13 protein-coding genes are annotated in these 21,047 nt (G+C 60.7%); 10 read left to right on the top strand and 3 right to left on the bottom strand.

Annotated features, from left to right (window positions below; genetic code table 11):
- Positions 1 to 32 precede the first annotated feature (32 nt).
- Positions 33 to 1,382 (top strand): CoA transferase, encoded by a 1,350-nt coding sequence (locus tag J1G37_RS07045; RefSeq protein ID WP_207040678.1) that lies wholly within the window; start codon positions 33 to 35, stop codon positions 1,380 to 1,382.
- Positions 1,383 to 1,487: 105 nt separating this feature from the next.
- On the opposite strand, the gene J1G37_RS07040 is transcribed toward J1G37_RS07045, so the two are convergent.
- Together J1G37_RS07040 and arcD (J1G37_RS07035) are read right to left on the bottom strand one after the other, a co-directional pair.
- The gene (locus tag J1G37_RS07040; RefSeq protein ID WP_207040677.1) at positions 1,488 to 2,351 is read right to left on the bottom strand and encodes a DNA-3-methyladenine glycosylase 2 family protein; all 864 of its coding nucleotides are present in this window, start codon (positions 2,349 to 2,351) and stop codon (positions 1,488 to 1,490) included.
- On the bottom strand, positions 2,348 to 3,775 hold the full coding sequence (gene arcD, locus J1G37_RS07035) for an arginine-ornithine antiporter (RefSeq protein ID WP_207040676.1): 1,428 nt from the start codon (positions 3,773 to 3,775) through the stop codon (positions 2,348 to 2,350). Before arcD (J1G37_RS07035) ends, J1G37_RS07040 begins: the two co-directional genes overlap by 4 nt.
- A gap of 447 nt (positions 3,776 to 4,222) precedes the next feature.
- Between arcD (J1G37_RS07035) and arcD (J1G37_RS07030) the strand changes: the two genes are divergently transcribed.
- From arcD (J1G37_RS07030) to J1G37_RS07005, 6 genes are all read left to right on the top strand, one after another.
- On the top strand, positions 4,223 to 5,650 hold the full coding sequence (arcD, locus tag J1G37_RS07030) for an arginine-ornithine antiporter (protein ID WP_026136948.1): 1,428 nt from the start codon (positions 4,223 to 4,225) through the stop codon (positions 5,648 to 5,650).
- A 24-nt stretch (positions 5,651 to 5,674) separates the two neighbouring features.
- Positions 5,675 to 6,931 (top strand): arginine deiminase, encoded by a 1,257-nt coding sequence (arcA, locus tag J1G37_RS07025; RefSeq protein ID WP_124524914.1) that lies wholly within the window; start codon positions 5,675 to 5,677, stop codon positions 6,929 to 6,931.
- A gap of 69 nt (positions 6,932 to 7,000) precedes the next feature.
- Positions 7,001 to 8,011 (top strand): ornithine carbamoyltransferase, encoded by a 1,011-nt coding sequence (locus J1G37_RS07020; protein WP_124524915.1) that lies wholly within the window; start codon positions 7,001 to 7,003, stop codon positions 8,009 to 8,011.
- 154 nt (positions 8,012 to 8,165) lie between these two features.
- Complete coding sequence (gene arcC, locus J1G37_RS07015) at positions 8,166 to 9,095, top strand: carbamate kinase (RefSeq protein WP_207040666.1); 930 nt, start codon at positions 8,166 to 8,168, stop codon at positions 9,093 to 9,095.
- Between the two features lie 18 nt (positions 9,096 to 9,113).
- Positions 9,114 to 9,476, top strand: coding sequence for a DUF5064 family protein (locus tag J1G37_RS07010; RefSeq protein ID WP_207040665.1), 363 nt, complete (start codon positions 9,114 to 9,116; stop codon positions 9,474 to 9,476).
- Between the two features lie 184 nt (positions 9,477 to 9,660).
- Positions 9,661 to 11,169: a sigma-54-dependent transcriptional regulator gene (locus J1G37_RS07005; RefSeq protein ID WP_207040664.1), complete on the top strand. Its 1,509-nt coding sequence runs from the start codon at positions 9,661 to 9,663 to the stop codon at positions 11,167 to 11,169.
- A gap of 1 nt (position 11,170) precedes the next feature.
- Here J1G37_RS07005 and J1G37_RS07000 read toward each other — a convergent pair whose 3' ends face one another.
- On the bottom strand, positions 11,171 to 15,859 hold the full coding sequence (locus tag J1G37_RS07000) for a DUF6543 domain-containing protein (protein ID WP_207040663.1): 4,689 nt from the start codon (positions 15,857 to 15,859) through the stop codon (positions 11,171 to 11,173).
- 354 nt (positions 15,860 to 16,213) lie between these two features.
- On the opposite strand from J1G37_RS07000, the gene gcvH reads away from it, so the two are divergent.
- The 3 genes from gcvH (at position 16,214) to J1G37_RS06985 (ending at position 21,013) form a co-directional block, all read left to right on the top strand.
- Entirely contained in the window at positions 16,214 to 16,597 is a 384-nt protein-coding gene (gene gcvH, locus J1G37_RS06995; protein WP_078738842.1) for a glycine cleavage system protein GcvH, read from the top strand.
- 10 nt (positions 16,598 to 16,607) lie between these two features.
- Entirely contained in the window at positions 16,608 to 19,445 is a 2,838-nt protein-coding gene (gene gcvP, locus J1G37_RS06990) for an aminomethyl-transferring glycine dehydrogenase (protein WP_207040662.1), read from the top strand.
- A gap of 191 nt (positions 19,446 to 19,636) precedes the next feature.
- The gene (locus J1G37_RS06985; RefSeq protein WP_207040661.1) at positions 19,637 to 21,013 is read left to right on the top strand and encodes an L-serine ammonia-lyase; all 1,377 of its coding nucleotides are present in this window, start codon (positions 19,637 to 19,639) and stop codon (positions 21,011 to 21,013) included.
- The last annotated feature ends 34 nt before the right edge of the window (positions 21,014 to 21,047 follow it).

Raw genomic sequence — 21,047 nt, 5'->3', positions numbered from 1 at the left:
TATAGTGGCCCTTCTCTAACGGAGGGCCTTTGATGACTGACCTGCTGACTCCCATCCAAGCCGCACTCGCTCTGCCCCACACACCGCTCGCCTTGACCGAGGCCGGTGCCCTGCCCTCGGCCTTCGCCGTCACCGAACTGGCCAGCGCCAGCCTCGGCGCTGCGGGCCAGGCGGTGGCGCAACTGATCCAGCAACAGACCGGGCGCTTGCCCGGCGTCAGTGTGGACCGGCGCCTCGCCTCCTTCTGGTTCTCGTCCTCGATCCGCCCGGTGGGCTGGCAAGTGCCGCCACTGTGGGACCCGGTGGCCGGCGACTACGCCAGCGCCGATGGCTGGATTCGCCTGCACACCAACGCGCCCCATCACCGTGCGGCCGCCGAACGCATCCTCGGCAAGGTCGCCGACCGCAACGAGATGGCCAGCAAGGTAGCCCAATGGAACGCCGCCGACCTGGAACAGGCGATTGTCGATGAAGGCGGTTGTGCCGCGCAGATGCGCTCATGGCAGGCGTGGCAGGCGCACCCGCAGGGCTTGGCCGTGAATGCCGAAGCCTTGGTGCAACGCCAGACCGTGACAACCACCTCCGACAAACCCTGGCTCGGCTCAGTCGCACGGCCACTGGCGGGCATCAAGGTGCTCGACCTGACCCGTGTCCTGGCCGGCCCGGTGGCCAGCCGCTTCCTCGCCGGCCTTGGCGCCGACGTGCTGCGCATCGACTCGCCGAGCTGGGACGAGGCCGGCGTGGTGCCGGAAATGACCCTGGGCAAACGCTGCGCGCGCCTCGACCTGAAAAGCCCCGAAGGCCGACAGATGTTCGAAGCGCTCCTAAAGGACACCGACATTCTGTTCCACGGTTACCGCGCCGATGCCCTGGAACACCTGGGCTACGCCGCCAGCGAATTGCAGCAGATCGCCCCGGGCCTGATCGATGTGAGTCTCAATGCCTACGGCTGGAGCGGCCCGTGGCGCAATCGCCGCGGGTTCGACAGCCTGGTGCAGATGAGCAGCGGGATTGCCGACGCGGGGATGGCCTGGAAACAGGCGGATAAACCGGTGCCGCTGCCGTTGCAGGCGCTGGATCACGCCACCGGGTACTTGATGGCGGCCAGCGCGATCCAGGCCTTGAGCGAGCGCTTGAAAAGCGGACGCGGTGGTTCGGCGCGCTTGTCGCTGGCGCGCACGGCGGCATTGTTGGTGGAGGCTGGGCACGTGCCGCCGCAACCGGCGTTGCGGGCAGAGCAGGCAAGTGATCAAGGCTTGCTGGTGGAACAGACGGCCTGGGGGCCGGCCCATCGATTGCTGGCGCCGGTGACGATCAGCGGCACGCCGTTGCAGTGGGATTTGCCGGCTGGGGAATTGGGGGCACACCGGGCTCAGTGGTGACCTGACGACCGCTATCGCAGGCAAGCCAGCTCCCACATTTGAATGTGTTCACAAATCAAAAGTGTGGGAGCTGGCTTGCCTGCGATGACGCCCTCACAGTCACTATCAATCCCCCCGACTCAACGACGCCCACAAATGCTGCGCCGCATATGCTCGCAACGGCCGCCAAGCCTCGGCCCGCGCCAATAGCTGCCGCGCCGAAACCGGCCCGCCCTCTAGTGCTGCCAGGGCATTGATCAAACCAATATCCCCCGACGCAAACGCATCCACCTCACGCATCTGACGCATGGCGATGTACTGCGCCGTCCAATCACCAATCCCCGGCAACGCCACCAACCGCGCCACGCTGTCCTTGAGGCTGGCCTTGGGCTCGAACAATTGAGGATCATCCAGCAACGCCTGGGCAACACCGGACAAGGTGCGGCCCCGTGCCTTGGGCATGCCCAAAGCCGCCAGGTCTGCCGCCGCCAACACCTGGGCCGTCGGGAACACATGGGTGATGCCTGCGTGTGGCGTCGCCAGTGGCTGGCCATACTGGGCGACCAATTTACCCGCCAGGCGAATCGCCGCCACCACCGTGATCTGCTGGCCCAGTACCGCACGGATCGCCAGTTCCAGGCCGTCCCAGGTGCCCGGCAAGCGCAGGCCAGGACGGGCCGCCACCAGCCGCGCCATCAACGGGTCGCTCGCCAGCAATGGGTTGATCACCTGCGGCAGGGCATCCAGGTCAAACATCCGGCGCAAGCGCCGTTCGATCTCGGGCAAGACGGCGGCGTGAGGAAAATCGACTGTGACCTCCAACCAATCCCCCGCTCCCAGCGCCACACTGATCCAGCCATGCTGGCCGCCGACGCTGATGCTACGCCGATACGCCCCAGACTCGATCGTCTCCAACCCGCTGATCGCCCGCGCCGACAAAAACCCGATCATCGCCGCCCAGTCGTAGGGCGGCGCAAAGGCCAGTCTCACAACGTCAATACCCCGCTATACAGCCCATACGCCGCCAGCCCGGCGCCGGCGATCACGCAACTGAAAATGCCTTTTTCCATGTGGGTAAACAACGGCTGGCCCTGCTCACGCTTGGCCAGGGCAAACAGGATCACCCCCGGCGCGTACAGCAGCGCCGACAGCAGCAAGTACTTCAAACCACCGGCATACAACAACCACACCGCATACCCCAGGGCAATCAAGGCCACCAGCAAGTCCTTCAGGCGCTGGCCATGGGCGCCTTCATAGGTCTCGCCACGCCCGCTCAACAGCACCGCATAGGCCGCCGACCACAGGTACGGCACCAGGATCATCGACGAGGCCAGGTAGATCAGGGTGGTGTAGGTGCTGTGGGAAAACAGCGTGATCACCAGGAAGATCTGGATCATCACATTGGTCAGCCACAGCGCATTGACCGGTACCTGATTGGCGTTTTCCTTCTTCAGAAAAGCCGGCATGGTCTTGTCATGGGCGGTGGCGTAGAGGATTTCGGCACAGAGCAACGCCCACGACAGCAACGCGCCGAGCAACGACACGGCCAGGCCGATGCTGATCGCCATGGCGCCCCAGGGCCCGACGATGTGTTCCAGCACGCCCGCCAGGGACGGGTTCTGCAATTGTGCCAGCTCAGGCTGGCTCATGATCCCCAGGGACAACACATTCACCAACACCAGCAACGCCAGCACGCCGAGAAACCCGATCACCGTGGCCCGGCCCACATCCGAGCGTTTCTCGGCCCGCGCGGAGTACACGCTGGCACCTTCGATGCCGATAAACACAAACACGGTGACCAGCATCATGTTGCGCACCTGGTCCACCACATCGCCGAGCTGCGGGTTGCCCAGGCCCCAGATATCGCGGGTGAAAATATCCGCGTTGAACGCCACGGCGGCGATCACGATAAACATCAGCAACGGCACGATCTTCGCCACGGTGGTGATCAGGTTGATAAACGCCGCCTCCTTGATCCCACGCATCACCAGAAAATGCACCGCCCACAGCAACAGCGACGCACAGCCGATGGCCACCGGCGTGTTGCCCTGGCCAAACACCGGGAAAAAGTAGCCAAGGGTGCTGAACAACAACACGAAGTAACCGACGTTGCCCATCCACGCACTGATCCAGTAACCCCAGGCAGACGAGAAGCCCATGTAGTCGCCAAACCCCGCCTTGGCGTAGGCGTAGACCCCGGAATCCAGCTCGGGCTTGCGGTTGGCCAGGGTCTGGAACACAAACGCCAGGGTCAGCATGCCCACGGCGGTAATCCCCCAGCCGATCAACACGGCCCCCACTTCGGCGCGGGCGGCCATGTTTTGTGGCAGGGAGAAAATCCCCCCGCCGATCATCGATCCCACCACCAGGGCGATCAGGGCGCCGAGTCGAAGTTTCTGGGCCGGTTGGGACATGGCGACTCCTGGATTAACTACTGTTTGAGCTGACAACTGTGCACTCAACTAATTAACTCAGCGAGTGTAGCGTTTATTAGAGAAGGCGATAAAACAGACATGTTCATAACCTAAAAGCATGTCGCGTCGTAAAGTTTAGGCTTATTTAGATTTTAAATACTGCACAAAACTTAACGCTTATAGCGCTTTTGTGAAACTTCGTTCAAAAAGTTTGCACATCCGCAAAAAGGGGCTAGCTTCAAACGTCCATGCCCCTGACTAAATGATTAACAACAACGGCGAAACCGCTCTGAAAAGCGCTTTCCCGCGCCTTTGTATTGCCCAAGGGATTCCATCCTAAGTCATTAATTCACAATGGAATGTGCCAATGAAGTGATCTGAGTCAGCTGTTTGAATAGCGCACAGAATTATTCTGTGGTCTCTCTTCTCCTGCATTGGAGTCACGCAATGTCTGACACTCCCGGAAAACTTAGGCTTGGTGCACTGGTTGCACTTGTCGTCGGCTCAATGATTGGTGGCGGGATCTTCTCTCTGCCACAAAACATGGCCGCCAGCGCCGATGTCGGCGCAGTGTTGATTGGTTGGGTGATTACCGCCATCGGCATGTTGACCCTCGCTTTTGTGTTCCAGACCCTCGCCAACCGCAAGCCCGACCTCGACGGCGGTGTGTACGCCTACGCCAAGGCCGGTTTCGGCGATTACATGGGTTTCTCATCCGCGTGGGGTTACTGGATCAGCGCCTGGCTGGGCAACGTCGGTTACTTCGTATTGCTGTTCAGCACCCTCGGTTATTTCTTCCCGATCTTCGGTGAAGGCAACACCCCAGCGGCGGTGATCGGCGCCTCGGCGCTGCTGTGGGCCGTGCATTTCCTGGTGCTGCGCGGGATCAAGGAAGCGGCGTTCATCAACCTGGTGACCACCGTCGCCAAGGTCGTGCCGCTGGTGCTGTTCGTGTTGATCGCGCTGTTCGCGTTCAAGCTGGAGATCTTCACCGCTGACATCTGGGGCGTGAAAAACCCCGACCTGGGCAGCGTGATGAACCAGGTGCGCAACATGATGCTGGTCACCGTGTGGGTGTTTATCGGGATCGAGGGCGCGAGCATCTTCTCGTCCCGTGCGGAAAAACGCTCCGACGTCGGCAAGGCCACTGTGATCGGCTTTATCACCGTGCTGCTGTTCCTGATGCTGGTGAACGTGCTGTCCCTGGGGATCATGACCCAACCGGAACTGGCCAAGCTGCAGAACCCGTCGATGGCCGCCGTGCTGGAGCATGTGGTGGGCCACTGGGGCGCGGTGCTGATCAGCGTCGGCTTGATCATCTCGCTGCTGGGGGCGCTGCTGTCGTGGGTGCTGCTGTGTGCGGAGATCATGTTCGCCGCCGCCAAGGACCACACCATGCCGGAGTTCCTGCGCAAGGAAAACGCCAACCACGTGCCGGTCAACGCCCTATGGCTGACCAACGCGATGGTGCAGCTGTTCCTGATCATCACGCTGTTCTCCGCCAGCACCTACCTGTCGCTGATCTACCTCGCCACCTCGATGATCCTGGTGCCCTACCTGTGGTCGGCGGCCTACGCCCTGCTGCTGGCAGTACGCGGCGAGACCTACGAAAACGCCCTCAAGGAGCGCAAGAAAGATCTGTTCATCGGCGCCATCGCCCTGATCTACGCGATCTGGCTGCTCTATGCCGGTGGCACCAAGTACCTGCTGCTCTCGGCCCTGCTCTATGCCCCCGGCGCGATCCTGTTCGCCAAGGCCAAGCGTGAACTGGGCAAACCGATTTTCACCAACGTCGAGAAGCTGATTTTCGCCGCAGTGGTCATTGGCGCCCTGGTGGCGGCCTATGGGCTCTACGACGGCTTCCTGACCTTGTAATTGTTGTTTATTGGAGGATCTGTAATGACCACGGAAAAAGTGAAGTACGGCGTACATTCCGAAGCCGGCAAACTGCGCAAAGTCATGGTGTGCTCCCCAGGCTTGGCCCATCAGCGGCTGACCCCCAACAACTGCGATGAACTGCTGTTCGATGACGTGCTGTGGGTGGCCCAGGCCAAGCGCGACCATTTCGACTTCGTGACCAAGATGCGCGAGCGGGATATTGATGTGCTGGAAATGCACAACCTGCTCACCGATATCGTCGCCATCCCCGAAGCGCTGGACTGGATCCTGGAGCGCAAGATCACCGCCAACACCGTCGGCCTGGGCCTGGTCAATGAAGTCGGCTCGTGGCTGCGCAGCCTGGAGCCGCGCAAGACCGCCGAGTTCCTTATCGGTGGCGTATCCGCCGATGACCTGCCGAGCCAATTCGGCGGCAAGACCATCGAGATGTTCCGCGACTTCCTCGGCCACGCCAGCTTCATCCTGCCGCCGCTGCCCAACACCCAGTTCACCCGTGACACCACCTGCTGGATCTACGGCGGCGTGACGCTGAACCCGATGTACTGGCCGGCGCGACGTCAGGAAACCCTGCTGACCACCGCCATCTACAAGTTCCACCCCGAGTTCACCAACGCCGACTTCCAGATCTGGTACGGCGACCCTGACCAGGAACACGGCGCCTCCACCCTGGAAGGCGGTGACGTGATGCCAATCGGCAACGGCGTGGTCTTGATCGGCATGGGCGAACGCTCGTCCCACCAGGCCATCGGCCAACTGGCGCGCAACCTGTTCAAGAACAAGGCGGTGGAAAAAGTCATCGTCGCCGGCCTGCCGAAATCCCGCGCCGCGATGCACCTGGACACCGTGTTCAGCTTCTGCGACCGCGACCTGGTGACCATCTTCCCCGAAGTGGTCAACCAGATCGTCGCCTTCACCTTGCGCCCTGACGAGAGCAAACCCCACGGCATCGACATCCAACGCGAGAAATCCAACTTCCTCGACACCGTCGCCGCCGCCCTCGGCCTCAAGGCCCTGCGCGTGGTGGAAACCGGCGGCAACGCCTTCGCCGCCGAGCGCGAGCAGTGGGACGACGGCAACAACGTGGTGGCCGTGGAGCCTGGCGTGGTCATCGGCTACGACCGCAACACCTACACCAACACCCTGCTGCGCAAGGCCGGTGTGGAAGTGATCACCATCAGCGCCGGTGAACTCGGCCGGGGCCGTGGCGGCGGCCACTGCATGACCTGCCCGATCATCCGCGACCCTATCGACTACTAAGCGACCATCCACCCGGCGGCGCCTATCCCGCGCCGACCGGGCCGATTACCGAATCCAAGGAGAATCATCATGGCGTTCAACATCCACAACCGCAGCCTGCTCAGCCTGGAACACCACACCCCGCGCGAGCTGCGCTACTTGCTGGACCTGTCCCGCGACCTCAAGCGCGCCAAGTACACCGGCACCGAACAGCAACACCTCAAAGGCAACAACATTGCGCTGATCTTCGAAAAAACCTCGACCCGCACCCGCTGTGCGTTCGAAGTGGCGGCCTATGACCAGGGCGCCAACGTCACCTACATCGACCCGGGTTCGTCGCAGATCGGCCACAAAGAAAGCATGAAAGACACCGCCCGCGTGCTCGGGCGCATGTACGACGCCATCGAATACCGTGGCTTCAAGCAGGAAATCGTCGAAGAACTGGCGAAGTTCGCCGGCGTGCCGGTGTTCAACGGCCTCACCGATGAATACCACCCGACCCAGATGATCGCCGACGTGCTGACCATGCGTGAACACGCCGACAAGCCGATCCACGAGATCAGCTACGCGTACCTGGGCGATGCGCGCAACAACATGGGCAACTCGCTGCTGCTGGTGGGCTCCAAGCTCGGTATGGACGTGCGCATCTGCGCGCCAAAAGCCCTGTGGCCGCACGACGATCTGGTCGGCCGCTGCAAAAAATACGCGGAAGAAAGTGGTGCACGCATCACCCTCACCGAAGACCCGAAAGCAGCGGTGAAGGGCGTGGACTTCATCCACACCGACGTCTGGGTTTCCATGGGAGAACCGGTGGAAGCCTGGGCCGAGCGCATCGAGCAACTGCTGCCGTACCAAGTGAACGCCGAGCTGATGAAAGCCACCGGCAACCCGCGCACCAAGTTCATGCACTGCCTGCCGGCGTTCCACAACAGCGATACCAAGATCGGCAAGCAGATTGCCGAGCAGTATCCGCACCTGGCCAATGGCATTGAAGTGACGGACGACGTATTCGAGTCGCCGGCGTGTATTGCCTTCGAGCAGGCGGAAAACCGCATGCATACCATCAAGGCGATTTTGGTCTCGACCCTGGCTGACCTGTAACTGAAGGAATGCGGTCAACTGTGGGAGCGGGCTTGCTCGCGAAAGCGGTGCATCAGTCAACACATGTATCAACTGATCCACCGCTTTCGCGAGCAAGCCCGCTCCCACATTTTGTCCCGCGTTCACAACGATGAATTCCAGAAGGACACTCTGTATGCGTATCGTCGTTGCACTGGGCGGGAACGCCCTGCTCCGCCGTGGTGAACCCATGACCGCGGACAACCAACGCGCCAATATCCGAATTGCCACCGAACAGATCGCCAAGATCCACCCCGGCAACGAACTGGTGATCGCCCACGGCAATGGCCCGCAAGTCGGCTTGCTGTCGTTACAGGCGGCGGCCTACACCCAGGTGTCGCCGTACCCGCTGGACGTGCTCGGCGCCGAGACCGAAGGCATGATCGGCTACATCATCGAACAGGAACTGGGCAACCTGCTGGACTTCGAAGTGCCCTTCGCCACCCTGCTCACCCAGGTCGAAGTGGACGCCAACGACCCCGCCTTCAAAAACCCGACCAAGCCCATCGGCCCCGTGTATTCCAAGGCCGAAGCGGAACAACTCGCCGCTGAAAAAGGCTGGGCGATTGCCCCGGACGGCGACAAATACCGCCGTGTAGTGGCCAGCCCGCGCCCGAAACGCATCTTTGAAATCCGCCCGATCAAGTGGCTGCTGGAAAAAAGCAGCATCGTGATCTGCGCCGGCGGTGGCGGCATCCCGACCATGTACGGCGAAGACGGCAAGCTCAAGGGCATCGAAGCGGTGATCGACAAGGACCTGTGCTCGTCGCTGCTGGCGTCGCAACTGGACGCCGACTTGCTGGTGATCGCCACCGACGTCAACGCGGCCTTTATCGACTACGGCAAGCCGACCCAGAAAGCCATCGGCCAGGCCCACCCCGACGAAATCGAAAAACTCGGCTTCGCCGCCGGCTCCATGGGGCCCAAGGTGCAAGCGGCCTGCGAGTTCGCCCGCAAGACTGGCAAAACCGCCGTCATCGGTTCACTCTCGGACATCGAAGCAATTGTCCAGGGCAGCGCCGGTACACGCATCAGCACGGCAAAGCCTGGCATTACCTACCTGTGAAGTTGAGGAGAAACGCCTATGGCCATCTTTGAACCGGGTCACTTGCACGTCGAACGTCATGCGCTCAATGCCAATGACTACAGCTACAACCTGTGCATCGACTACGAAGTCAGCCAGGACCCCAAGGAAGGCAAGGGCATGCTCTTCAAGCTGCATGGCTCGGTGCAGGGCAAGGACCTCAAGGAAGAGTTCTTTTTACCCAAGGACCAGGCGTTCGACTTTGCCCGGCATGCGATGAATATCGCGCAGAAATACGGCATGCCGAAAATCGCGGTGCTCAACGGCTCGATGCACAAGCAGTACGACCTGATGTTCGAGGATGTGCGGCATCAGTTGGATGTGAAGCCAGGTGATCCGGTCAAACCTGAGCACCTGGAATGACCTGTCCCTCATAGGCAACACAGGACAATTGTGGGAGCTGGCTTGCCTGCGATAGCGCTCTATCAGTGACAGAAATGTTACCTGACCCACCGCTATCGCAGGCAAGCCAGCTCCCACATTTTGATCTCCATCGTCTGCAAGGCATACTTGCCACCTCTCGCACCACAGAACCAAACGCCATCCCATGCGTATCCACGTCAGCTTCATCGACCGCGTCGGCATCACCCAGGAAGTCCTGGCCCTGCTCGGTGGGCGCAATCTCAACCTGGATGCGGTGGAAATGGTACCGCCCAACGTCTACATCGACGCGCCAACCCTGAGCGCCGAGGTGCTCGAAGAACTGCGTGATGCACTGTTCGGCGTGCAGGGCGTGCAAGCGGTGACCGTGGTGGACATCCTTCCCGGCCAACGCCGCCACTTGCAACTCGACGCCCTGCTGGCCGCCATGACCGACCCGGTACTGGCCCTGGACAGCGCGGGCAAGATCCTGCTGGCCAACCCGGCGCTGATCGCTTTGTATGGTCGCGAGCCCGCCGGCGAAAGCATCAGCGAACTGTTCAATGACCCGAAGCTACTCGACACCTTGCTGGAGCACGGTTTCCGTTTGCCGCTGCGTGAGATCAGCGTCAACGGCCAGACCCTGCTGCTGGACGCCACGCCGATCACCGATGCCGGCGCCCTGCTGACCCTCTACCAGCCCAACCGCATCGGCGAACAGCTGTCGGCGCTGCACCATGACCATGCCGAAGGGTTTGATGCATTGCTGGGCGAGTCCCCGGTGATCCGCACCCTCAAGGCCCGCGCCCAGCGGGTGGCAGCGCTGGATGCACCGTTGTTGATCCAGGGCGAAACCGGCACCGGCAAAGAGCTGGTGGCGCGTGCCTGCCATGCGATCAGCGCGCGTCACAGTGCGCCATTTCTCGCGTTGAACTGCGCGGCGCTGCCGGAAAACCTCGCGGAAAGCGAGTTGTTCGGTTATGCACCGGGCGCCTTTACCGGCGCGCAACGCGGCGGCAAGCCGGGGCTGATGGAGCTGGCCAACCAGGGCACGGTGTTTCTGGATGAGATCGGTGAGATGTCACCGTACTTGCAAGCCAAGCTGCTGCGGTTCCTCAACGACGGCAGCTTCCGTCGCGTGGGCGGTGACCGTGAAGTGAAGGTCAATGTGCGAATCCTCAGCGCCACCCACCGCGACCTGGAAAAAATGGTCAGCGAAGGCACCTTTCGCGAAGACCTGTTCTACCGCCTCAACGTACTCAATGTCGAAGTGCCGCCGTTACGCGCACGCGGCCAGGACATCCTGTTGCTGGCCCGCTACTTCATGCAGCAGGCCTGTGCACAGATACAGCGCCCGGTGTGCCGCCTGGCGCCCGGCACTTACCCGGCATTGCTGGGCAACCGCTGGCCGGGCAATGTGCGCCAATTGCAGAACGTGATCTTCCGCGCCGCGGCCATCTGCGAAAGCAGCCTGGTGGACATCGGCGACCTGGACATCGCCGGCACATCGGTGGCACGCCAGAGCGACGGCGAAATCGATAGCCTGGAACAGGCGGTGGAAGACTTCGAGCGCAATCTGCTGGAAACGCTTTACACCAGCTACCCTTCCACTCGCCAACTGGCCAACCGGTTGCAAACCTCCCACACGGCGATTGCCCATCGTCTACGTAAATACGGCATCCCGAGCAAATCCTGAATTACCAGAATACTTGTGCCCCACGACGCGCAACCGAACCCTTCTCACTAAAAAACAGTTGCTGGGCCTTGGAAGCACCGATACGCGAATAGTAGATCTTGATCACGTCGCTATCGGCCTTGTCAGCCAGGCTGCGAAAGCTCATGAAGCGTTGTTTCGGAAGCTTCAAATGACCAGCATCGTAAGTGGCGTCAAGTCCCGTGGGCGTGGAGTAGTGAAAATGTGCGTATGCCAACACCCTCTTTGAGTTGTCCTCGATCACATATTCCTGCAAGAAATCATTGGGTCGTTTGAGCGGGACGCGGTTATCTATCCGCCAGATCTTCACCTCATTCTGGCTCTTGAGATAGGTGATTGCGTCCTCGTCCGGGGGGAGCCGCTTGACCATCTTGATACGCAACGAGCGCCCATGACTCAAGCTACGTTCGGATGCCTGCGCCAGGTTATTCAGCAACCGCTGCGAGGGCTCATCCAGGGGCCCGGGCAGGACGTCACGTATTTTTTTGGCAACCTTCTTGATTGCGTCGGATTGCTTCGTCAGCCGTCGCTCTACACTGGCAGGGTCGCTGGAGGTTAACGCCTCCTGGCGAGTCTGCTCCAACACGATCGGCTCTCTGGCCAACAGTTTGCGTGCATCCTCTTTGAGTTTCTCCAGGGGGCGCGCCGGATGCTCGATAGCCACCCTGTTTTCGGCGATTGCTTCAAACTCGTCGGAGGCCGGCGACTGACGAAAACTCGCCACCACGGTTTTGTCGATAGGATCGACGACATCAACAATGTCCTCACTCGCACCCGATGTGCGAGCACGCTCTTGACCGACCCAATACCGGTGCTTGCGATCCTGGATCAGGCGTTTACCGGCACCGAGTCGCTGCCTGCGTTTCGGCGCAGTGCGAACCTCGCGCTCGCGCAGGAGCGTCACCAACGACGCTTGCGCTTCGTTCTCCAATCGGTCAATACCCTGGTTGAATCGCTCCAGGCTGAGCTCATACACCAGGTCAGCATTCATATCGCGATACTCTCGCAGGGCTGCCTGGGTATTGCCGTACTCCTGAAGAATGGCTTCGTACCCGTCAATGCGCTGCTGCACGCTGAGCAGGCCTGGCTCCTGCAACGTTTTCTGCGACTCGACCGACGTAATCGCTTCGTCAATCAAAGAAGTGATCTGAAAAAACCCCTCATAGTCTCCCGCAAGCGGCGGCCTTTTCAGCATCACGCCTTTAAGTTCCCGCAACTGCTGGGACCGCCAATCCAGTGGCGTGCCTAGGGTGGACGGTGTCAATGCGTCCGTGCCCGCTGTGTACCCCGGCACGCTTGCCAGCCAAGCATAGTGACTACGCTCCAGAAGGCTTAATTCGATGAGCTTCTCGTTGTGCTCGATGAGCTTGCCCGAGGTCTCGAGGAACGTATCGTGAGCGGCTTGGGCAACGCTCGGACTCTCATGATCCAACTGGTTCAACAACTGGCTGCGACGCTCTACGGAAAGCAATTGGGCCTTGCGGCCAACCATCAGCACAGCCATCTCCTCGCGCAGGCTTTCAACAATATCCACCACCTGCAGGAGCCTCTCCTTCATGAACCCCGTTATGGGCTGGTTGGCATTTTTGGCAATCAGCGCATCAAGCTTGGCAAACTGCAGCCGTCTTTTTTTTTCCAACGCCGTCAAATATCCAACCCGACTGTCATGTCGATTTTGCTCGCTAAACGCATGTTGATCGGCAGAGTGCACCTCGTTATAGGTCTCCCGCAGAGCCCTCATAACATCATCAACCCCCGTCAGCTGCTTCGTTGCCTCATTGTAGCGAGACGCATGCTCCAGGTTTCGCCGCTGGATTTCTTCACGTCGCTTGGAAGGTCTCCCCCGTGTTTGACCTCCGTGCAACTGCATACCCAAGTCAACGTTCCACACTCCGCGTGAATTCTGTTTAAGCCAAGGCCCCAAGCGTTTGGTGTCTCTCAAGTCAACGATCCGCCAACGACCGTCATCGGGCTTGACGCCATACAACTTGCTGGCAATCAGCGTGTAATCTTCATAGTTGCCGTTACCGCCGCCACGTTGCACCAGCACCCGACCGCGCACAGGGCTGTTTGTCGAGGCAATGCGAGGATTAACCGGCCATTTCTCCCCCGGTCCCGGCAGCCACTGCAACGTCTCTAGCTGTGCTTTTTGCGTTGGATCAAGCCTGAGCCGAGCGTTGGCCCAGGAGAAATCAACACTCGTGACATCGGCCAGCGTGCGCTGCCAGGCAAACGCTACTGGCGTTTGGCGAAAATGACTGACGGGGCTGATCTCATCAGTGCCCAGCCAACCGCCGATGACCAGCTTGGCCTCCGTCAAACGCAAGCGCTCATCCAAACTCACAACAGGGCTCATAAGCAGGCCTGCCACACTGCCAATGAGTTCGACCAGCGCATCGAGGGATTCCTTCTGGCTGGCCCTTGGTGACAACGCCAACACCGCGCGAAAGCTGCCAAATGCTTGGGCCAACCAACCCGCAACCGCCACGGTTCCCTTGAGCATTGGTAACACCGCATTGAACAGCTGCCACAGGTCATTCTTGAATAGGGCCCAGCGCAACTCTTCGTTGGACGTCGATTGCTTTTTGGCGGTCTGCACCAGGTGCATGGCATTTGCATCGAATACAGCCTCAAGCAACATGCCGGGCAGGGGCTCGTCACTCAACAGGGCCGGGCTCGAGGGAGACAGCTCACTGTGTTCATCGCCCTGTAGCACACGTTGGACATGGGGCATTAGAAAGCCGCCATTGCGGAACAGTATTCGACTGTCCTCAGGCAAGCGTTCAAGGACAAGCTCTTGTAAATCGCTGCCCGTTCGAGCGATTTCATTCAGCAACGCCTGGCGATGGGGAAACTGTTGAAAAACCGCCTCGACCTCATCCGGACGATAAAGAATACAAGGCAGCGCACTATTGTCGCGCGGGCCAATCACAAACAAATTCCTGGCTTTGTGGGCAACACCGCCGGCATGGGTCAGAATCGCCAAGGCGCGGGCAACGATGAGCTCGCCACCGAATCTACGGTTGAGCGGATCACTTTCCAGCACCGCTTGCACCATCGAGGCCCCCAACCGGGTGACACCGTTGCGCCCGCGAAGGCTGTACTCAAGAGCCTGCATCGGCAACTGGATTGCCATCTGATCGACAAACAATCGACGCCGGCGGCCAGACTCAGTCGTGTTCGACAGCAGCGCCTCTTCGAGCAGGGCCGGGTAATGCTTGCCCACATCGACCTTTTCGATTAGTTGCTTGAGGTAGGCAGGCTTGAGCCACCAGTCGGGCACATGGCCCGGTTCCGCCAGGTTGCTGATCCGCACACTGGCATAGGCAGTGGCAAAGGGATTTTGCAGCGCCCAGAGCGTCAAGCTTTGGGAGGAGTACTGCGTCCAACCAACGGTTGCACCTTGGGTCCGTTCGAACGTCAGCAGGTAATCGTCCGGATCAATGATCACTTCCCGAGGATAATCCAGGCGCATTTGCCGTTGCAGTGCCTTGCGGGCATACACATGGATCGAATCAAGTCCATCCATGAACGAAGCGCCAGCGGTGGTTTCTTGCAGACGCATCAGGCGTATCAGCCATTGACCATAGGTGTGGCGATCTTCGCTGCCCGCCGTCTGCAACCAAACAGGCAGTTGCTCTTCATGAGGGTGCTGGAGGTAACCGGGCTCGAACCAGGCCAGTGGTGAGGTGAGCTTTATAAACAAACGTTCATAACTGGCGATGTCGGGAAGCGTCAGCCAGTTGACCCGCTGCAGGTTTCTCAGCTGGCGCTCCAGCAGCGTCTGAGCCAGCGCGTCGAACACATCACCTTGCGGCTCGCGCACTACCCATTTTAGCGGCAGTCCTGGGATGTAATGACTCATATAGCGAGGTAGAAGATTACCCAGCGCGTCCAGCGTGCCGAGCTTCAGAACGTTCATCACCGGAACGTAGACCAAGGTGACCTGCTGCTGTTCGACCTGGCGTTGCAAGACCAGCAGCGGGAGCCACTCCCCCGGATGTCCGTCTTGGGCGGCATAGACTTGGTAGATGCTCAGCGCGTTGGATGCACCCAGTGCTTGCCGGTCATCCTTGTACGCCCACAACGCCTGCGGCCCCTCCCCCAGCCCCAGCAGCAGCCTGCCTTCAGCCGGCGTCAACGCAGGGTTTTGTCGTGCTGTCAGCAGGCATGCCCGTAACTCATTACTGACCGCGCGCCAGCGGCTCAACGAAAAATTACCGGGGACACGATCGTTCCAATAGGCCACCAGCCGCGTGCAAAAACCATCGAGAAGATGGGGAGCCAGGGTATTGAGCATCCACTCGATATCATCGACCGTAATCGCCTCGATCACAGGCTCAAAAACATCCGGTGCTGAATTGACGAGCAGTTGGTGATAAACCGAAGAGAAGTCCAACGCCACACCACTCATGCACCGTTTGATAAGCGCATCGCTCAGGAGGATGGACGGCTTGTAACTGACACTACTGGTTTTCGTAATCTGTATCACGCCCACCCACATTCGGCTCGACTGAAGATGGCTGCCGGCAAACCATTCGCTTATCCACTCTTGGATCATGGACTGAGCGACCTGGGTCAATGTCAGACGAAACGCAAACACGTTGGAAAGCTCATCGCGGGAAGTCTGGGCTTGCTTAAGCTCTTTTAAGGTCTCGAGTGAAGTGCTCATAAGAAGTCCTGATTGAACGTTGAACACATGGTGGTTCCTCACACGCCATCTGGTTCGGTAAATAAATCATCTGCCCACTCACAGAAAACCCTCCTGCCGTACTGAAAACGCTACAGCGGAACGTTTTCAATACATGCCTGTATCGCCTTGTCATCCGAGGTTATTGATCCACATAGACTTTTCCGCGCAGGCGAAATGTAGCGAAATCGCTACACCCTCTGAGCATCACCCTATAAGAATTTTCATCAAACCATTGATTTAAAAGGATTTGTATACATTGGCCGCGATCTTGCTAGGCAACTGCCCATTATTCCAATCCCGTCCACCAGACGAATCTGGCCCCGAGGAGTTTCCATGAGCGAGTTGCGTTTCACTGAAGATCACGAATGGCTGCGCGCCGAAGCTGACGGCAGCGTCACCGTGGGTATCACCGCTTTCGCGCAGAACGCGCTGGGTGATGTGGTTTTCGTGCAACTGCCGGAGTTGCAGGCCTACGACAAGGGCGCCGAAGCGTCCACCGTGGAGTCGGTCAAGGCCGCCAGCGGCGTGTACATGCCGCTGACCGGCGAAGTACTGGAAGTGAACGACAAGTTGAGCGACAGCCCGGAACTGGTCAACGAAGACCCGATGGGCGAAGGCTGGTTCTTCCGCTTTAAACCGGCCGATGCCGACGCGGTAGCTAAACTGTTGGATCAGGACGCGTACGACCGCCTGATCAAAGCCAACGCTGAAGCTTGAGGAGCGCGCAATGACCGTTCAACTGACCACCGCCAACGAATTCATCGCCCGCCACATCGGCCCGCGCCAGGAAGATGAGCAGCAAATGCTCGCCAGCCTCGGTTTTGACTCCCTGGAAGCCCTGAGCGCCAGCGTGATCCCGGAAAGCATCAAGGGCACCAGCGTGCTCGGCCTGGAAGACGGCCTGAGCGAAGCCGAGGCCCTGGCCAAGATCAAGGCCATCGCCGGCAAGAACCAGCTGTTCAAGACCTACATCGGTCAGGGCTACTACAACTGCCACACCCCGTCGCCGATCCTGCGCAACCTCCTGGAAAACCCGGCCTGGTACACCGCCTACACGCCGTACCAACCAGAAATTTCCCAAGGCCGCCTGGAAGCGCTGCTGAACTTCCAGACCCTGATCAGCGACCTCACCGGCCTGCCGATCGCCAACGCCTCCCTGCTGGACGAAGCCACCGCCGCCGCCGAAGCCATGACCTTCTGCAAGCGCCTGAGCAAGAACAAGGGCAGCAACGCCTTCTTCGCCTCGATCCACAGCCACCCGCAAACCCTCGACGTGCTGCGCACCCGTGCCGAGCCCCTGGGGATTGAAGTCGTGGTGGGCGATGAGCGCGAGCTGAGCGACGTCAGCCCGTTCTTCGGCGCCCTGCTGCAATACCCGGCCAGCAACGGTGACGTGTTCGACTACCGCGAGCTGACCGAACGCTTCCACGCCGCCAACGCCCTGGTGGCCGTGGCCGCCGACCTGCTGGCCCTGACCCTGCTGACCCCGCCGGGTGAGTTCGGCGCCGACGTGGCCATCGGCAGCGCGCAACGCTTCGGCGTGCCGCTGGGCTTTGGTGGCCCGCACGCGGCGTACTTCTCCACCAAGGATGCGTTCAAGCGCGACATGCCGGGCCGCCTGGTCGGTGTATCCGTCGACCGTTTCGGCAAGCCGGCCCTGCGCCTGGCCATGCAGACCCGCGAGCAACATATCCGCCGCGAGAAAGCCACGTCGAACATCTGCACCGCCCAAGTGCTGCTGGCCAACATCGCCAGCATGTACGCCGTGTACCACGGCCCCAAAGGCCTGACCCAGATCGCCCAGCGCGTGCACCAGCTGACCGCGATCCTGGCCAATGGCCTGACCACCCTGGGCCTGAAGGTCGAGCAGCAGAACTTCTTCGACACCATCACCCTCAACACCGGCGCCCACACCGCCGCCCTGCACGACAAAGCCCGCGCCCAGCGCATCAACCTGCGTGTAGTGGATGGCGAGCGCCTTGGCGTTTCCGTGGATGAAACCACCACCCAGGCTGATATCGAAACCCTGTGGTCGATCTTCGCGGACGGCAAGGCACTGCCCGCCTTCGCCGAGACTGAAAGCACCCTGCCCGCCGCGCTGCTGCGTCAGTCGCCGGTGCTCAGCCACCCGGTGTTCAACCGCTACCACTCCGAAACCGAGCTGATGCGCTACCTGCGCAAGCTGGCCGACAAGGACCTGGCGCTGGACCGCACCATGATCCCGCTGGGCTCGTGCACCATGAAGCTCAACGCCGCCAGCGAAATGATCCCGGTGACCTGGGCCGAGTTCGGCGCCTTGCACCCGTTCGCGCCGCCTGCGCAAAGCGCCGGCTACCTGGAGCTGACCAGCGACCTGGAAGCCATGCTCTGCGCCGCCACCGGCTACGACGCGATCTCCCTGCAACCGAATGCCGGTTCCCAGGGCGAGTACGCAGGCCTCTTGGCGATCCGTGCCTATCACCAGAGCCGTGGCGATGAGCGCCGCGACATCTGCCTGATCCCATCGTCGGCCCACGGCACCAACCCAGCGACCGCCAACATGGCCGGTATGCGCGTGGTGGTCACCGCGTGCGACGCCCGTGGCAACGTCGATATCGAAGACCTGCGCGCCAAGGCCATCGAACACCGCGAGCACCTCGCCGCATTGATGATCACCTACCCGTCCACCCACGGCGTGTTCGAAGAAGGCATCCGCGAAATCTGCGGGATCATCCACGACAACGGCGGCCAGGTGTACATCGACGGCGCCAACATGAACGCCATGGTCGGCCTGTGTGCACCGGGCAAGTTCGGCGGCGACGTGTCCCACCTGAACCTGCACAAGACCTTCTGCATCCCCCACGGCGGTGGCGGCCCGGGCGTTGGCCCGATTGGCGTCAAATCGCACCTCACGCCGTTCCTGCCGGGCCACGCGGCCATGGAACGCAAGGAAGGCGCGGTGTGCGCGGCGCCGTTTGGCAGCGCGAGCATTTTGCCGATCACCTGGATGTACATCAGCATGATGGGCGGCGCGGGCCTCAAGCGCGCTTCGCAGTTGGCGATCCTGAACGCCAACTACATTTCCCGTCGCCTCGAAGAGCACTACCCCGTGCTCTACACCGGCAGCAACGGCCTGGTGGCGCATGAATGCATCCTCGATCTGCGCCCACTCAAAGACAGCAGCGGCATCAGCGTGGATGACGTGGCCAAGCGTTTGATCGACTTCGGTTTCCACGCGCCGACCATGTCGTTCCCGGTGGCCGGCACCTTGATGATCGAGCCGACCGAAAGCGAATCCAAGGAAGAACTGGACCGCTTCTGCAACGCGATGATCGCGATCCGCGAAGAAATCCGCGCGGTGGAAAACGGCACCCTGGACAAGGACGACAACCCGCTGAAAAACGCGCCACACACCGCCGCTGAATTGGTGAGCGAATGGACCCACCCCTACACCCGCGAACAAGCGGTGTACCCGGTGCCGTCGTTGATCGAAGGCAAGTACTGGCCGCCGGTTGGGCGAGTGGACAACGTGTTTGGTGATCGCAACCTGGTGTGCGCCTGCCCGTCGATCGAGAGCTACGCGTAAACCTGACTGACGGAAAACGGTCAAATGTGGGAGCTGGCTTTTGTGGGAGCTGGCTTGCCTGCGATGCAGGCACCTCGGTCTATCAGGTAGACAGGGGTGATGCTATCGCAGGCAAGCCAGCTCCCACATAGGCCTCCTCCACAGTTAGACCGAGTGCACCCAGAAAATAATAAGAAACCGGAGAACAACTCATGTCTTTAAGCGTGTTCGACCTGTTCAAGATTGGCATCGGCCCCTCCAGCTCCCACACCGTTGGCCCGATGCGCGCCGCCGCGCGATTCGTCGAGGGCCTCAAGCGCGACCACCTGCTGGGCACCACCACCTGCGTCAAGGTGGAGCTTTATGGCTCGCTGGGCGCCACCGGCAAAGGCCACGGCAGCGACAAGGCCGTGTTGCTGGGCCTGGAAGGCGAACACCCCGACACCGTGAATACCGAAACCGTGGCAACCCGCCTGGCGCAGATGCGCAAGGACGGTCGCCTGAATTTGCTTGGTGAACACAGCATTGCGTTCAACGAGAAAGAACACCTGGCGATGATCCGCAAACCCCTCGCCTACCATCCCAACGGCATGATCTTTCGTGCCTTCGACGCCGCCAACATCCAGATCCGCAGCCGTGAGTACTACTCGGTCGGCGGTGGTTTTGTGGTGGATGAAGACGCCGCCGGCGCCGACCGCATTGTCGAAGATGCAACCCAGCTGACTTTCCCGTTCAAGCACGCCAAGGACTTGCTCAACCACTGCACGACCTACGGGTTGTCCATCAGCCAGGTCATGCTGACCAACGAAAGTGCCTGGCGCCCTGAAGCCGAAACCCGCGCCGGGTTGCTGAAGATCTGGCAGGTCATGCAGGACTGCGTGGATGCAGGCTGTCGCAACGAAGGCATCTTGCCCGGTGGCTTGAAGGTCAAGCGCCGCGCGGCGGCGTTGCACCGCCAACTGTGCAAGCACCCGGAGACGGCGCTGCGTGATCCGCTGTCGGTGCTGGATTGGGTCAACCTGTACGCGCTGGCCGTCAACGAAGAAAACGCCAACGGCGGGCGCGTGGTCACGGCGCCCACCAACGGTGCGGCCGGGATCGTACCGGCCGTGTTGCATTACTACATGCGCTTTATCCCCGGTGCGAATGAAGATGGCGTGGTGCGCTTCCTGCTCACCGCCGCCGCTATCGGCATCCTGTACAAGGAAAACGCGTCGATCTCCGGCGCCGAAGTCGGCTGCCAAGGTGAAGTGGGCGTGGCCTGCTCCATGGCCGCCGGCGCCCTGTGCGAAGTGTTGGGCGGCACGGTTTCCCAGGTGGAAAACGCCGCCGAGATCGGCATGGAACACAACCTCGGCCTGACCTGCGACCCGATTGGCGGGCTGGTGCAGGTGCCGTGCATCGAGCGCAACGCGATGGGCTCGGTGAAAGCCATCAATGCGGTGCGCATGGCCTTGCGTGGCGACGGGCAGCACTTTGTGTCCCTCGACAAGGTCATCCGCACCATGCGCCAGACCGGCGCCGATATGAAAAGCAAATACAAGGAAACCGCCCGTGGCGGTTTGGCAGTCAACATTATCGAGTGCTGACGCCTCAAGGCGCGCCAGCACGTTTTTCAGGAGC

The sequence above is a fragment of the Pseudomonas sp. Marseille-Q1929 genome (genome assembly GCF_017316265.1).
Taxonomy (GTDB): Bacteria; Pseudomonadota; Gammaproteobacteria; order Pseudomonadales; family Pseudomonadaceae; genus Aquipseudomonas.
This window is presented reverse-complemented; position numbering and strand designations above follow the sequence as displayed.